Source organism: Pelagicoccus mobilis, assembly GCF_016595505.1.
GTDB classification, from domain to species: Bacteria; Verrucomicrobiota; Verrucomicrobiia; order Opitutales; family Opitutaceae; genus Pelagicoccus; species Pelagicoccus mobilis.
In genome coordinates this window covers 50120-64628 of the sequence record NZ_JAENIL010000017.1, presented here as the reverse complement: position 1 = coordinate 64628, position 14509 = coordinate 50120, and the positions used below count along the sequence as shown (strand labels likewise).

General features: G+C 53.1%; 11 protein-coding genes. 5 read left to right on the top strand and 6 right to left on the bottom strand.

Annotation, left to right across the window (positions count from 1 at the left end):
• Positions 1–8: 8 nt before the first annotated feature.
• The 5 genes from JIN87_RS10790 (at position 9) to JIN87_RS10770 (ending at position 5650) form a co-directional block, all read left to right on the top strand.
• Positions 9–716 (top strand): 4Fe-4S dicluster domain-containing protein, encoded by a 708-nt coding sequence (locus tag JIN87_RS10790; protein WP_325176378.1) that lies wholly within the window; start codon positions 9–11, stop codon positions 714–716.
• Between the two features lie 63 nt (positions 717–779).
• Positions 780–1259, top strand: coding sequence for a QcrA and Rieske domain-containing protein (locus tag JIN87_RS10785; protein WP_200355571.1), 480 nt, complete (start codon positions 780–782; stop codon positions 1257–1259).
• A gap of 218 nt (positions 1260–1477) precedes the next feature.
• Entirely contained in the window at positions 1478–3991 is a 2514-nt protein-coding gene (gene nirB / locus JIN87_RS10780; RefSeq protein ID WP_200355570.1) for a nitrite reductase large subunit NirB, read from the top strand.
• 51 nt (positions 3992–4042) lie between these two features.
• A complete protein-coding gene (gene nirD, locus JIN87_RS10775; protein WP_200355569.1) occupies positions 4043–4390 on the top strand; it encodes a nitrite reductase small subunit NirD in 348 nt (115 codons plus the stop codon).
• A 162-nt stretch (positions 4391–4552) separates the two neighbouring features.
• On the top strand, positions 4553–5650 hold the full coding sequence (locus tag JIN87_RS10770) for a hypothetical protein (RefSeq protein ID WP_200355568.1): 1098 nt from the start codon (positions 4553–4555) through the stop codon (positions 5648–5650).
• A 98-nt stretch (positions 5651–5748) separates the two neighbouring features.
• Here JIN87_RS10770 and JIN87_RS10765 read toward each other — a convergent pair whose 3' ends face one another.
• From JIN87_RS10765 to JIN87_RS10740, 6 genes are all read right to left on the bottom strand, one after another.
• Positions 5749–7482, bottom strand: coding sequence for a bifunctional protein-serine/threonine kinase/phosphatase (locus JIN87_RS10765; RefSeq protein ID WP_200355567.1), 1734 nt, complete (start codon positions 7480–7482; stop codon positions 5749–5751).
• A 277-nt stretch (positions 7483–7759) separates the two neighbouring features.
• Entirely contained in the window at positions 7760–9229 is a 1470-nt protein-coding gene (locus JIN87_RS10760; RefSeq protein WP_200355566.1) for an MFS transporter, read from the bottom strand.
• A 334-nt stretch (positions 9230–9563) separates the two neighbouring features.
• The gene (locus JIN87_RS10755) at positions 9564–10382 is read right to left on the bottom strand and encodes an ABC transporter ATP-binding protein (protein ID WP_200355565.1); all 819 of its coding nucleotides are present in this window, start codon (positions 10380–10382) and stop codon (positions 9564–9566) included.
• A gap of 14 nt (positions 10383–10396) precedes the next feature.
• Positions 10397–11266 (bottom strand): ABC transporter ATP-binding protein, encoded by an 870-nt coding sequence (locus JIN87_RS10750; RefSeq protein WP_200355564.1) that lies wholly within the window; start codon positions 11264–11266, stop codon positions 10397–10399.
• A gap of 42 nt (positions 11267–11308) precedes the next feature.
• Entirely contained in the window at positions 11309–12937 is a 1629-nt protein-coding gene (locus tag JIN87_RS10745; RefSeq protein ID WP_200355563.1) for an ABC transporter permease, read from the bottom strand.
• Positions 12938–13048: 111 nt separating this feature from the next.
• Positions 13049–14398 (bottom strand): CmpA/NrtA family ABC transporter substrate-binding protein, encoded by a 1350-nt coding sequence (locus JIN87_RS10740; protein WP_200355562.1) that lies wholly within the window; start codon positions 14396–14398, stop codon positions 13049–13051.
• Between the last annotated feature and the right edge of the window lie 111 nt (positions 14399–14509).

Genomic DNA, 14509 nt, shown 5'->3' with positions numbered 1-14509 from the left:
TTTTCACCGTGGTCTCACCTTCCTTTTTCCAAGAAAACGAATTCTTCCTCGATCAGTCGCGCTGCATTGGCTGCCAAGCCTGCGTGCAAGCTTGCGCCGAGTGTGACACTCACCGTGGCCACGCGATGATTCACCTCGAATACATCGACCGTCCAACCGGGGTTCAAACCGCACCGGTCGTCTGTATGCACTGTGAAGACCCAACGTGCGCTCAGGTCTGCCCCGCGGATGCGATCAAGCAAGACGACGATGGCATTGTTCACTCGGCTGCCAAACCACGCTGCGTCTCCTGCTCCAACTGCGTAATCGCTTGCCCATTCGGCGTCCCGAAGATGAACAACGGCTACGAGCTCATGATGAAGTGCGACATGTGCTACGACCGCACTTCACTTGGCAAAAAGCCCATGTGTGCCACCGTTTGCCCATCAGACGCTCTCTACTTCGGAAAACGCGAAGACATCGAACGCATCCGCCAGGAGAAGCCAGTCAACGAATTCCAGTTCGGTCTCCAAACCGTGAAGACCAAGGTCAACATGATGACCGCACAGGAAAACGAGAACATCCCGGTCGACGTCGCTGACTTCATGGCAGGAGCAACATTCACGCTTCCCGAAACACGCACTGGCGCGCCAGACGTCGCAAACACCGCAGTCTTCGATCTCCCAGAAATCGTCAAACTCGCCAAAAACGAGCCAGTCGAAGAACTCCAAGTTTAAAAGGTAGGGCTCGACCGCCGGGCGAGCCGCATCGCCTAAGCAAACAACGACACCATTTTCCAAATGTCCGACAATACAACAACCAGCGAACCAACGTGGAAAACTCAGTACCCGATCCGTCGGACCGCTGAACACAAGACTTCGCGCCGCGGATTCACCAAACTCATTGGCGCCTCACTCCTCGCAGCCGCTGGCGGCTACCTGATAAAGGACAAGCTCTTTACTCACCCGATCTCCGGGCCGAAGACCACAGTCGCCACCACAAGCGAAATCGAGGTCGGTGGATACAAGCTTTTCAAATACCCAGAGACGCAACCTTGCATCCTCATTCGATTGAGCGAGACCGATTACGCCGCTTACAGCCAAGCCTGCACCCATCTCATGTGTCCAGTGCATTACGACGCGCCAAAGCAACAGCTCGTCTGCCCTTGCCACAGCGGCTACTTCGACGCCCTCACCGGCAACGTAATTTCTGGACCGCCGCCACGCCCTCTCCCCCGCTACAAAGTCAGCATCGAAGGCGACCAAATCGTGGTTGGGTAAACTCGTAGCGCGGCGCTTCAGCCAGCGTCCCCAATGCAGGATCAGCAGGCATAAAACGCGGGCTAAAGCACCGCGCTACGGACATAAGCTTCCGTTTTTACGCTGCTCAATTTCGCCAATTAACTCAATTAGGCACGGTTCCCGCTTATGAATGCTATTCACCTTTTTAAACAAGGTTGATAAGTATTTTTCATTCATAGCACCAAAACCCTGCATAGATGAGCAAAGAAAACATCGTAGTAATCGGAAACGGCATGGTCGGCTGCAAATTCCTCGCAGCCATGCTGCAGAAGGACGTCGATAGCCGATTCAATTTGATCACTTTCTGTGAAGAGCCACGCCCTGCTTACGACCGCGTCCACCTCTCCGAATATTTCTCCGGCAAGACCGCTGAAGACCTAACTCTTCAGCCGATCGATTGGTACACTGACAACGGCATCACAATCCACCTCGAGGACAAAGCCGTATCCATCGATCGCGAAAACAAGAAGGTCACATCCGCCAAGGGCCTCGAAGTCGAGTACCACACGCTCATCCTCGCCACCGGCTCCACCCCATTCGTTCCGCCAGTTCCAGGCATCGAAAAAGAAGGTGTCTTCGTCTACCGCACCATCGAAGACCTCGAGGGCATGATGGAGCACGCCAAAAAGGCGACCAAAGCAGCAGTCGTCGGTGGCGGTCTTCTCGGCCTGGAAGCAGCCAAGGCAACTCAAGACCTCGGACTCGAGTCTCATGTCGTCGAATTCGCCTCTCGCCTCATGCCACGTCAAGTTGACGAAGAAGGCGGCCAGATCCTCAAGGACATCATCGAGTCCCGCGGGCTTTCCGTTCACCTCAACAAAGCCACCACCGACATCCTCGGCGACGGCAAGGTCGAAGGCATGGCCTTCAAGGACGGTTCACAACTCGACGTCGATATGATCGTCGTATCCGCCGGCATCCGCCCGCGCGACGAACTCGCTCGCGAATCCGGTCTCGAAGTCGGTCCCCGCGGCGGCGTCGTAGTCAACGACCAACTACAAACCAGCGACCCATCCATCTACGCCATCGGCGAAGTCGCTCTCTATAACAATTTCATCTACGGCCTCGTAGCTCCTGGCTACAACATGGCCGAAATCGTAGCTGACCAACTGACCGGAAGCGAAGCTGCCTTCACCGGTGCAGACATGTCCACCAAGCTCAAACTCATCGGAACCGACGTCGCCAGCTTCGGCAACATCGAGACCACCGAGCCACACAAGGACATCGTCATCACCGACCCAGTCAAGGGCCTCTACAAGCGCCTCATCACTTCCGAAGACGGTAAGCAGCTCATCGGGGGCATCCTGATCGGCGACGCCGACGCATACGGCAACCTCCTCCAGATGACGCTCAACAACATCGAGCTCCCCGAGGATCCGATGCAACTCATTCTCCCGGCCGGTTCCGGCGACGCACCCGCCTTCGGCCCTGGAGCCCTCCCCGATTCTGCCCAAATCTGCTCCTGCGAGAATGTCACCAAAGGCGACATCTGCTCCGCCATCGAAAACGGAGCAACCACCCTACCGGAACTCAAGAAGTGCACCAAGGCAGCGACTGGTTGTGGCGGTTGTGCCGCTCTTGTTACAAATCTCCTCAACCACCAGCTCAAGGAGATGGGCCACGAGGTTAACACCGACCTCTGCGAACACTTCAGCCACACCCGCCAAGAGCTTTACCAAATCGTTCGCACCACCGATATCGAAGATTTTGATACCCTTCTCGCGGAACACGGCAACGGCGGACGCGGTTGCGAACTCTGTAAACCAGCAGTCGCTTCGATCCTCGCCTCCGTCCATAACGACAAGGTCATCGCCAAGCACAACCACAAGCTTCAGGACTCGAACGACCGCTTCCTTGCCAACATCCAGAAGGACGGCACCTACTCCGTGGTACCGCGCGTACCAGGCGGAGAAATAACTCCCGACAAGCTCATCGTCATTGGCGAAGTCGCCAAAGAGTACAATCTCTACACCAAGATCACCGGCGGTCAGCGCATCGACCTCTTCGGGGCCAAGGTTAACGACCTCCCAGCCATCTGGAAGAAACTTACCGATGCTGGATTCGAATCCGGGCACGCCTACGGCAAGGCCCTTCGTACCGTTAAGTCCTGCGTCGGCTCAACCTGGTGCCGCTTCGGAGTTCAAGACTCCACCAGCCTCGCCATCGAAGTTGAAAACCGTTACAAAGGCATCCGTGCACCGCACAAACTCAAGTCCGCTGTCTCGGGCTGTACGCGCGAGTGCGCCGAAGCACAAAGCAAGGACTTCGGTATCATCGCAACTGAAAACGGGTGGAACCTTTACCTCGGTGGAAACGGCGGTATGAAACCACGTCATGCGGATCTCTTCGCCTCCGACCTGGATAAGGAAACGCTCATCAAGTACATCGATCGTTTCCTGATGTACTACATCAAGACCGCCGACAAGTTGACCCGTACGTCCGTTTGGGTAGAGTCACTCGAAGGCGGCATGGACCACCTCCGCGACGTCATTATCGAAGATTCCCTCGGTATCTGCGACGAGCTCGACAAGCAAATGCAGCACCTTGTGGACACCTACCACTGCGAGTGGAAGGACGCCATCGAGGATCCCGAAAAGCTCAAACGCTTCCGCCACTTCAGCAATAGCGAGTCCCACGATCCGACAATCAAGCAAGTCCTCGAGCGTGACCAGATCCGTCCCGCCAACGAGGAAGAACTCGCAAAGGCGTAGTCACAAAACACCTACTGCCTAAAAACCTAATAGCTAAACACCTTTTCGAAAATGTCAGAAGAATCGACATCCACACTTTGGACCGTAGTCGGCAAAGCCGAGGAATTCGCAGAAGACCTTGGCTCTTGTATCGAGATGGGCGGCGAGCAAATCGCCATCTTCAAACTCAGCGACGGCGAATGGTACGCCACCCAAAACATGTGCCCGCACGAGAAGAAGATGGTTCTCTCCCGCGGACTCACTGGAGACGCCAACGGAGAGCCCAAGATCACCTGCCCGCTCCACAAACGCTCATTCTCCCTAAACACTGGAGAGTGCATCACCGACAACGAGACCTCCTGCCTAAAGACCTACCCCGTCAAAGAAGAAGACGGCAAAGTCCTAATTCAATTTGGGTAAGAGACCTTCGTAGCGCGGAGCTTTAGCCCGCGTCCTTAACCCAGCTCACAGCTGGCAGCCCACCACCTGAAGGTAGCGGCCGTTGTCCCCAACGGCCACAAAAGCTCCAGGCAACCCAATAGCTTGCCTTTCCGCCCTCGCGTCACAGTTACTTATCGGGCAGTGAATTCTCTCCCGAGCACAGCCATTCTCGCAGCCCTCCTAGCACTCTCGCCACAAGCCATCTGCGAAGTGGTGAACACACACATAGACCTGGCAGTTTCCCAACACGAAGTAGAACATTCGATCTCGTTCTCAACAGGTGGTTCCGCCAGAGCAAACCCCAGTTTGCAAACCCGATACATGAGCGCATGGGTCGAGTGGGACGACGAGACTCTCGAACCCATCAGCGTCAGATTCCATACCACATCGATCGTAGTCTACGGCGGTATCCTCTGGGAGGATTGGGCGCTTTCCGTAGACACACGCCTCAAGCCCCCTAACGCACCAGCGTTCGACTCCACGTGGAAATTCTCCACAAAAGACGTCATCGTGAACATCGGCCCTCAAGACTCGAGTCTTGCCGTAAACCAACAAAACGGCGAATTCGATGCTGAACTGTACATATATCGCGGAACCGCTTCGGTTGAATTCAAAGGTAATGGTGAATCCATTTCCGAATCAGGCGACTATTCGGACAGCATTACGACACTCTCACTCTCCCAAACACCAAGAATCAGAATCGAGAAGCTTGTCGATAACCTGATGGTAGATAAATACCTCTTCCATTTCGACTTTGAGTTCAAAGAAGAAACAAACGAAACCAGTTCCGAACTCGGCACTACGCTAAACGGAATCGACGAGGGCAGCTTCACCCTGACTGGACAGCACTCAAGCCCCTCGGAATTCGCCAATTGGTTTTCGCGAACCGGCGACGAATTTCCATCCCACGAGAGAGGAACCGTTAGTAACAAGGGAATCCCAATCGAACTTTCCTACGCCCTAAACCTGTCTCCAAACCTTGGAGACACCCACACCTACCCATTCAACTGGAGAACAAGTGCCGGCAAACGAAAACTAGACATATACTCCGATACCCTAAACGCCGACATCATCATCGAGTACTCGACCAACCTGCAAGCAGGAAGCTGGAAAGAGATTCCCGAATCCTGGATCGAAAACGGTCCCGAATCCCTAAAAGCCGGAAGCAATCACGACGTAGCAATCGAAATTCCAGCAGCAGAAAAAAGCGTGTTCATCAGAGTTCGCCCAGAAGTATAAGCCTACTTCTGGAAAACACAGCCCCAACAGATAGCGGCCGTTGTCCCCAACGGCCATGAAGCAACCACCCACCCGATGCCCGTTGGGGACAACGGGCTCTACCTCAAAAACCAAACGAGCGTCGCAATCTCGGCGACTGCCAAAGCACCCGCGACAAGTTTCCAGAACAACACTGGGTTTCGCTCTACAAACGCGCCCGCATTCTCAGGCAGAAACTTCGGGTTCGGGTGTTCGAGATCGTATTCAAACTCGGAGTACGACTCGTAACGCAGCTGCGAGTTGATCGCCACCGCCTTCTTAATGGCTCCATCCAGCCACACTGGCACATGCGAGTTATACTTGGTCGCAGGCGTGTACTGCAGGGCAGCAAAGTCACGCACCGACTGGCAACGCTCGTACTTTTCACCGTACGGCAATTTCCCAGTCAGCATCTCGTACAACATAACACCGAGAGAGAAAAGGTCCGACCGACGATTCCCCTTACGGCCCAAGAAATACTCGGGAGCACTGTAGCCTAAAGTTCCAAGAGCGAGCTCTCGCTCGAACGGAGCATCGATTTCCTGAATCCCTGCTACATACGTCGACCCGTAATCAATAATCACTGCTCCACGTTCAGGATGTAGAATCACATTACTCGGCTTCAGGTCCTGATGCAGCATTTCGGAGCGGTGCATTGCCCGTAGCCCTTGCAGCACTTGGCGTACAATCGTTGTCACTTGACGAACATCAGGCTTCGGGTTCGCTTTCATCCAATCTTCAAGCGAATCGCCTTCAATGTATTCGAGCACCGTATACAAAAAGTTCTGACCACTGGGCGGCACGAAGGCTTGAGCCAGTCGCTCATGCTTCAGCTTCTTACCAATCCAGCCCTCCATCACGAAACGTTCGATGTACCCGTTGTCGTCTTCGAAGTTAACCGAGGGCGTCTTGATCACCACCAAGCGATCTTCTACCAACTCACGAGCGAGATACGTCTGGCTCCGGCTCGTCGCCTGTAACTCCTTCTCGATCTCGTAGCCATCCATTTTCATACCCGGAGCAAGGTCCGGCGGAAACGGCAGGCGCTTAAAATTACGCTCGTGCTCTCTTTTGCTCGCTGCACCAATTCCCTGCACCTCGATCAGTACAGCGGAACAGTTATCGTTCGTCCCCGCATCGAGAGCCTTTTTGCAAAGCTGATCACAAGCACCGTCAAAATCTTCAGCGTTCGCCTCCGCAACAGCAGCTTTCAATTCAGCCATTGTCACAAAATCGTGAATACCATCAGAGGTCATCAGGTAGCGATCCCCCACTCGAGCTGGAGAACTCCTTGTTTCAACATCGAGCCCCGTATCCATTCCCATCGCCCGAGCAAGTCCCGTCCCCCCTTTTCGACCGTAGCTAAAGGAGTGATCACGTGTCATCTGCTCAAAATCGCCCTCTCGCAAACGATAGATTCTCGTATCGCCAATGTGAAAGATATGAGCGCTTTCCCCTTTAAACACGAGACAACTCATCGTAGTTACATACCCCCTACCATCGACCGAATTGCTTTGCCCAAGACTATAAAGCCAGCGGTTGAGCGACTGCATTACTTTGTTTCCACAGGTCGCCACCGTCCAGGCCTCCGGAGCATCGTAGTAGTCGTTAAGAAAGCCCTGAACGCAGATCTCCGCGGCCTGCTTGCCATGCTCAGCCGCGCTCACGCCATCCGCTATCACCGCCGTCACCCCCTTGGTCGTCAGCTCCGTTCCCTCCGGAACTCTCACGCCGAGGCAGTCGTCGTTCTGCTCGTTGGGACCAGCATCGCTGGACATGCCAGCTTCAATTTTGAGGGCGGACTGTAATTGCATGGGGTCGGGAACCGGAGAGAGGTCTAGGAAGACAAGATTTTACGAGATGTTGAGGCAACGACGGATCGTTGCCCTCCATTTCGATTCCAGGAGGGCAACGCTCCGTCGTTGCCGCACCTTAAAAAGCAGGAGGTCTAACCACTTGAGAAAGAAGGAATGGCGGCGTATTCGCAATATCCATCTCAATGAGAAAAAGCAAAAACGGGCGCCCTTGATCAGAGGGCGCCCGCTGTAGCTAAATTAGCTACAAACCAGATGAGAGTGTTTTAAAGAGTTATTAGGCGACTTCGATCTTCTCGACCGTGCCGTCTTCATTGACTTCCACCGTGTGACCCTGCGGTTCATCGAGGAAGAAAGAAGCCACGAACGCGAGAACGGAAGATCCACCAATTACCCAGAAGAATGTGGAAGCGTCGACAAAGCTGTAAACCGTTAGGAAAGTCACCGCGCCCACGTTTCCGTACGCGCCGACCATACCAGCAATCTGACCGGAGAGGCGACGCTTTACGAGCGGCACGAGAGCAAATACCGCACCTTCACCAGACTGGACAAAGAAGGAACAAAGCATGGTCGCACCCACCGCGAGGAAGATCGGCCAAGAGCTGTCAACCATACCCATCAGAGAGTAACCAACCGCAAGACCACAAATGAAGATAAGCATCGTCATGCGACGTCCGAACTTATCGGATACAAGCCCACCGAACGGACGAGCGAGAAGATTCATGAGAGCGAATCCGCCACCGAAGAGTCCCGCAACCTGAGGAGAAAGGCCAAAGGTATCCATAAAGAAACCTGGAAGCATGGATACAACCGCGAGCTCAGAACCGAAAGTTACGAAATAGTTGATGTCGAGAATAGCGACCTGCTTGAACTTGTACTGCTGCTCCTCTTCCACTCCGTTTTGCAACATCTCCTTGTTTACCTTATAGATCGAAGTGATCTGAACAACGAAGAGCAGCGCGAGACCAGCGTAGATGCCGTAGGTCGCACCCTGAGAAAGGAGAGCCACCCCGGACGGAGAAAGCTTCCAAGCGAGAACCGCCAAACAAGCGTACATCGGGATCGTCATACCGATCAGGAAGTAGAAGTCGCGCTTTGAAGTGACCTCCAGTCCGCCGGACTTCTTTGGCTTAAAGTAAGTTGAGCCCTTCGGAGTGTTACGCGCCTTCAAGAAAAAGAATACACCATAACACGCAGCAATAACACCAGTGGTGAGAACCGAGTAGCGCCAACCGTCTTCACCTCCGTAAAAGAGCATGAGGGATGGGAGTGTCCAAGCTGCAGCCGCAGAACCGAAGTTACCCCATCCACCATAGATGCCTTCAGCGAGACCAACCGACTTAGCGGGGAACCACTCACCGATCATGCGGATACCGATCACGAAGCCAGCACCGATGAAGCCCATCAGCAAACGAGCGAAGGCGAGCATCTCGTAGCTGTTCGCCATCGAGAAGAACAAACAGAGGCCACCCGCCGCAACGAGCAATCCACTGTACACATAACGTGGACCAAACTTGTCGACCAACATCCCGATCACGATACGTGAAGGAATGGTCAAGGCCACGTTGAGGATCAGAAGCGCCTTCCACTGCGCCTTAGTCATGTCGAACGTGGACATGATGGCGTCACGCATCGGTGCGTGGCTAAACCACATCACAAAGGTAAGGAAAAACGCGAACCAAGTGATGTGAAGCGTGAAGATCTTCGGATCTGAGAACTTGAATAGATTGAGTTTTGTCTGGGACATGACGCTAAAGGTTTTCATCGGCCTCCCTCATTGGAGCGACTCGATGGCCCAGCCTTTAGCTACGCCCATGCCAACAGGTCCGGATGCTCAAATTAATCCGGTTCGATTTTCTAAATTCAAACTGTAATTTTATTCATACAAGCTTTCTTGCATGAATTTGAATACTTCTCAAGTTACGCTGCTCAAATTTGCAATCTGTTCATAAACCACTGTCTGACATCAACTTCTTAAAACCACTGAGGACGCTAAAACTCACCGAAATTTAAAACTCAGAAACAACCCCATTAGCAGGACCATCAGCTCATTTCAGCATCCACCAGTGGTTCAAAAAAGATCAACCTGCCTTCACTTTCTTGCGTGCTTCTTTTTCCTTTTCGCAGTCGTCGAGGAATTGAAGCAGACGGCGACGGTACTCGTAGAAATCTGCTGTCTCCATGATCTCTTCACGATCACGAGGGCGCTCAAAATGAATATCCATCACCTCGCCCACCTTCGCATGTGGACCGTTTGTCATCATGCAAATGCGGTCTGACATGTATACGGCCTCATCCGGGTCGTGAGTGATCATCATAGTAGTGATCTTCTCGAAATTGAGAATGTTCAGAATGACATCCTGCAGCTCCATACGCGTAAGCGAGTCGAGGCGGCCAAACGGTTCGTCGAGCAAGAGCATCTTTGGCCGCAAAGCGATCGCACGAGCGATTCCCACCCGTTGCTGCATGCCACCCGACATTTCCTTCGGGTACTTGTGCATGGAATCGCGCAAACCTACCGCGCAGAGAGCGTACTCAACCATCTGGTTGCGCTCAGCTTTGGTCGCGTCTGGGAAAACCTGCTTCACGCCTAGCATCACGTTGCCGTAACAGGAGAGCCATGGCAGCAAACAAGGAGCTTGGAAAACCACTGCACGGTCAGGACCCGGGCCGGTCACCTCTCGGCCCGCAACAATCACACCTCCTGAAGAGATGGGAATCAGTCCAGCAATCATATTCAGCACGGTAGACTTACCGCAACCTGAGTGCCCGATAACGCTTACGAGCTCTCCCTGCTTCACAAGCAGGTTAAATCCGTCAACGACCTTGATCGCTTCGCCAAATGGATTCGGGTAAGCCTTAACAACGTCAAAAAGTTCTACGTATCTATCTTCAATCATTTTAGCTGTACTCCTTATTTAACTACAACAGAGGTGCGTGTTGGCGGCATGAAATCGTAAGGTTTGATGTCCGGCATCTGGATCGTGTTGTCCACACGCAGCTCCTTTGACTCCTTGTTCATACCAACCATGAAGCGAGTGACGGAATTCTTCAGCTTCATGAACTCTGGATTCTTGTTCAAATTCGCACGGTCGCGAGGACGCTCCATGGTCACTGGAAACTCCTGCGCCAAGGTAGCGCTTGGCCCGATCGTAAGCGGTACGATGCGGTCCGCCATCAGCGTCGCCTCATCAACATCATTGGTGATCATTACCACGGTCCGCTTATCCTCTTCCCAAATTCTGATGATCTCGTCCTGAAGTACGGCACGAGTCAAAGCGTCAAGCGCACTCAAAGGCTCATCGAGCAAGAGCACCTCAGGCTTCATCGCCAGCGTACGAGCTAGAGATACACGTTGACGCATACCGCCGGAAAGTTCGTGCGGCTTCTTTTCGAGCGCCGGAGTCAAGCTCACCATCTCAACATAGTGCTCAACGTGTTTCTTCAGTTCGGAGGCAGTGAACTTCGGGAAGACCTGCTTCACCGCGAGTTCGATATTTCCAAAAACGGAGAGCCATGGCAGCAAGGAGTAGTTCTGGAACATGATCCCAAGGCGAGGCCCTGGCTCCTCAATCACACTTCCGTGAAGACGAACTTCACCCTTGTCTGGCCGTTGCAGACCAGCGAGCAAAGACATGAGAGTACTCTTACCGCTTCCGGAAAATCCGATTACCGCTACGAACTCGTTCTCTTCGACCGACAGGTTCACATCCGTCAACACCTCTGTGCGATTGGATGGAGGACCGAATCCGATCGAGACGTTATCCATTTCTAAGTAAGCCATCGTGTAGACCTTTCTATTAGGATTCTGACGTAATTGATTTACTTATACGGATGTTCCGCCGCCATCGAAGGAAACGAAGCGCTGCAGGACGATCATCATCCGGTCGAGCAGGAATCCAATGATACCCACTACGAAACAGACCATGATGATGTTCGCGAACGTGAGAGAAGAACCGTTCTGGTATTCGTCCCAGACGAACTTGCCCAGACCATCGGACGAGGAGAGCGCTTCCGCAGCGATCAGTACCATCCACCCGACACCGAGAGAGATACGTAGACCAGCAAACACGAGCGGTAGAGCCGATGGGATTACGATCTTGAAGAGGCGATTCCAGAAACCGAGGCGAAGAACGCGGGCCACATTGATGTGGTCCTGATCGATCGAGGACACACCGAGAGCTGTATTCACGAGAGCTGGCCAAACCGCACACATCGCAACTGTACAAGCGGAGAAAATCAGGGCTGGGTTGATTTCAAGCGAACTGATGAGTGGGAGCTCGTTCAGGAAGTTGAGCAAAGCGTGGTTCTCTGGATCCGGGAAGAACGCTCCAACTACAATCTGGAAGATGAGCAGCCACACAACTGGGCTTACAGGTTTAAAGACCGAGATGATTGGCGTGAGACAGGCCATGAAGATCTTGTTCAGGCCACACATGATCCCTACTGGGATCGCTACAAAAGCCGCCATGAAGAAACCGACAAACACGGTGAAGATCGAACGCTTCGTCTGGTGGTAGATTGTTACCGCTGACGCGTACTCCTGCCCTTCCAGGCGATCAACACTCTCCTCTGCCTTTACTGCACGCTTGGCGATCTTGAGCGCGTCCTTCGCACTTCCCGCGGAAGCGAGATCAGTCATGTATCCATCAAGCTTAGATTGAGCTTCATCGAGCTTAACGGTAAGGTTTCGCTTATCGAGGAACTCGAGGCGAGTCTTCATGAAAAATTGTGCATCAGCCACCTTGTCGTAAGACTTACGAGCTTCCTCGAGAGGCTTGTATTTTTGAGAGCGGATTTCGTCGATCTGCGACTTAAGAGCACTGAGCTCAGCACGCTCGGCATCCGTCGCGACGCCGTCATCGCGAATCGCAGCAATCAAAGATGCGGTGTCTGCCTTGCCAGCGGCAACCTCTTCGGAAATGGCTGCGATACCTTCGTCACGCTCCTTCTCGGCCAGCTTGTATTCAGCTTTCAAGGCATCGTGCTTCTCCTGGATAGGACCAATCGCCTTCGCTTCGAGCTCAGCCTTCTCCGCCTCGGCTGTAGCTACGAGCTCCTTGAGTCGCTTCACCTCTTCGGAAAGTACAGCGTACTCCTTGGTCACCTCGGCGAGAGCAGCTTCACGCTCCACCCCTTCTAACAAAAAGTCTTGTTCCTTGATCTCCTCGCGGTCAGCGATCGTATCGTTGATCACAGCTGACTCCCATACGATATCAGGAGTAGGAACTTCGCCGGACTTGGTCTTGTGTCGTGGCCCCATCCAAGTCCATATCCACAAACACGCCAACACGAAGAAGAACGGGATCACGAGATACTTCACGATCGCCTGAAGTTGCTTCTGCGGCTCCTCGCCGAAGATCAGCCGGATAACCGGGTCAAATGCGGTAAAGCCGCTCACATCGAGGGCCTTAAGGATTTTGTACTTAACTTTGTCCTTTGCGGATTCAGCCATGGTAGAAAGGGGGTTGAGAGAGTGTGTTCTACTTTAGGTTTAGGAAAAGCGCCCCTGGAGTTCTCGGCCAGGGACGCCTCATCTGGTTTGCAATAGCTATGGGCTATAAATTTATGAGTCCTTGTTTCCGATCTCGTGGGAATTCAGGTAACCGATTGGGTCCTTAGGATCATAGAGGACACCATCGATAAACTCGTCGGTAGCTGGCTTGTAGCCATCGGTTTCCCAAGGAATATCGGACTCCTCGATGTGGCCTTCCTCGAGGAGGTGCTTCGCAGCTTCGAGGTAGACGTCTGGACGGTAAACCTTCTTCGCAACTTCGTGGTACCAATCAGCTGGCTTTGGCTCAGTGATCTGACCCCAACGGCGCATTTGAGTGAGGAACCAGATACCGTCGCTGTACCATGGATACGTGCTGTGGTACTTGAAGAAGACGTTGAAGTCAGGCATCTCGCGCTTGTCTGTCTTCTGGAAGTAGAAGTAACCAGTCATGGAGTTCTTGATTACGTCGAAGTCAGCACCCACGTAGTTTGGCTGAGAGAGAATACGAACCGCTTCCTCGCGATTTACGAGCGTTCCGCTGTCGTCCGTTTCGTCGAGCCACTTACCTGCACGGATCAGAGCCTTAACAACCGCGATGTGCGTATTTGGATTCTCTTCCGCCCACTTCGCGTTAACTCCGAAAACCTTCTCTGGGTTGTTCTTCCAAATGTCGTAGTTGGTAGTAACTGGAACACCGATACCCTTTGCAACCGCTTGCTGATTCCAAGGCTCACCTACGCAGTAACCGCTGATGTTGCCGCTCTCGAGAGTCGCTGGCATTTGTGGCGGAGGAGTAACAGAAAGCTCAACCTGAGCGTTTGTGAAACCCTTCTTGTCTTCAGAAGTGTAAAAACCTGGATGGATGCCGGAAGCAGCGAGCCAGTAGCGGATTTCGTAGTTGTGAGTGGATACAGGGAAAACCATTCCCATCTGTAGCTTCTCACCCTCTTCAAGCTTCTCTTCTACGATTGGCTTGAGACCTTCAGCACTGATCGGGTGAGCCGGCGTGTCAGTGTCGAGAGCTGGATCATTCTCCTGCATCTGCTCCCAGATCGCATTGGAAACAGTGATACCGTTACCATTCAAATCAAGGGTGTAGGCAGTGATGATGTGAGCTTCGGTACCGAAACCGATGGTCGCCGCGATTGGCTGACCAGAGAGCATGTGAGCTCCATCGAGCTCGCCGTTGATCACGTTGTCGAGGAGCTGCTTCCAGTTCGGTTGAGCAATCACTTCAACCTGAAGGCCTTCCTCTTCAAAGAATCCCTTTTCCTTGGCGATTACGATTGGAGCGCAATCGGTTAGCTTGATAAAGCCGAACTTCAGTTCGTCCTTCTCAAGGTCAAGCATCTCGCCGTGCAGCGAGGAGAGCGCTAGAGCAGCGCCCGCGGTGGTTACCCATTTCTTAAGTGTCATCATCTGGTTTCTATTCCGGTAATTTTCGTTTTAGGCTAATCAAGGCAGGTCCTGTAGTTGGATTCTCCTTACGCTTCTTTTTGACCGAAGAGCAGGAAGTCAGCACAACTTGCC

Bases quoted from the DNA above. Each gene is read 5' to 3' on its own strand.
- JIN87_RS10765 (WP_200355567.1), bottom strand. From the start codon at position 7,482: ATGCAATTACAGTCCGCCCTCAAAATTGAAGCTGGCATGTCCAGCGAT.
- nirD (WP_200355569.1), top strand. From the start codon at position 4,043: ATGTCAGAAGAATCGACATCCACACTTTGGACCGTAGTCGGCAAAGCC.
- JIN87_RS10750 (WP_200355564.1), bottom strand. From the start codon at position 11,266: ATGGCTTACTTAGAAATGGATAACGTCTCGATCGGATTCGGTCCTCCA.
- JIN87_RS10740 (WP_200355562.1), bottom strand. From the start codon at position 14,398: ATGATGACACTTAAGAAATGGGTAACCACCGCGGGCGCTGCTCTAGCG.
- JIN87_RS10755 (WP_200355565.1), bottom strand. From the start codon at position 10,382: ATGATTGAAGATAGATACGTAGAACTTTTTGACGTTGTTAAGGCTTAC.
- JIN87_RS10745 (WP_200355563.1), bottom strand. From the start codon at position 12,937: ATGGCTGAATCCGCAAAGGACAAAGTTAAGTACAAAATCCTTAAGGCC.
- JIN87_RS10785 (WP_200355571.1), top strand. From the start codon at position 780: ATGTCCGACAATACAACAACCAGCGAACCAACGTGGAAAACTCAGTAC.
- nirB (WP_200355570.1), top strand. From the start codon at position 1,478: ATGAGCAAAGAAAACATCGTAGTAATCGGAAACGGCATGGTCGGCTGC.
- JIN87_RS10760 (WP_200355566.1), bottom strand. From the start codon at position 9,229: ATGTCCCAGACAAAACTCAATCTATTCAAGTTCTCAGATCCGAAGATC.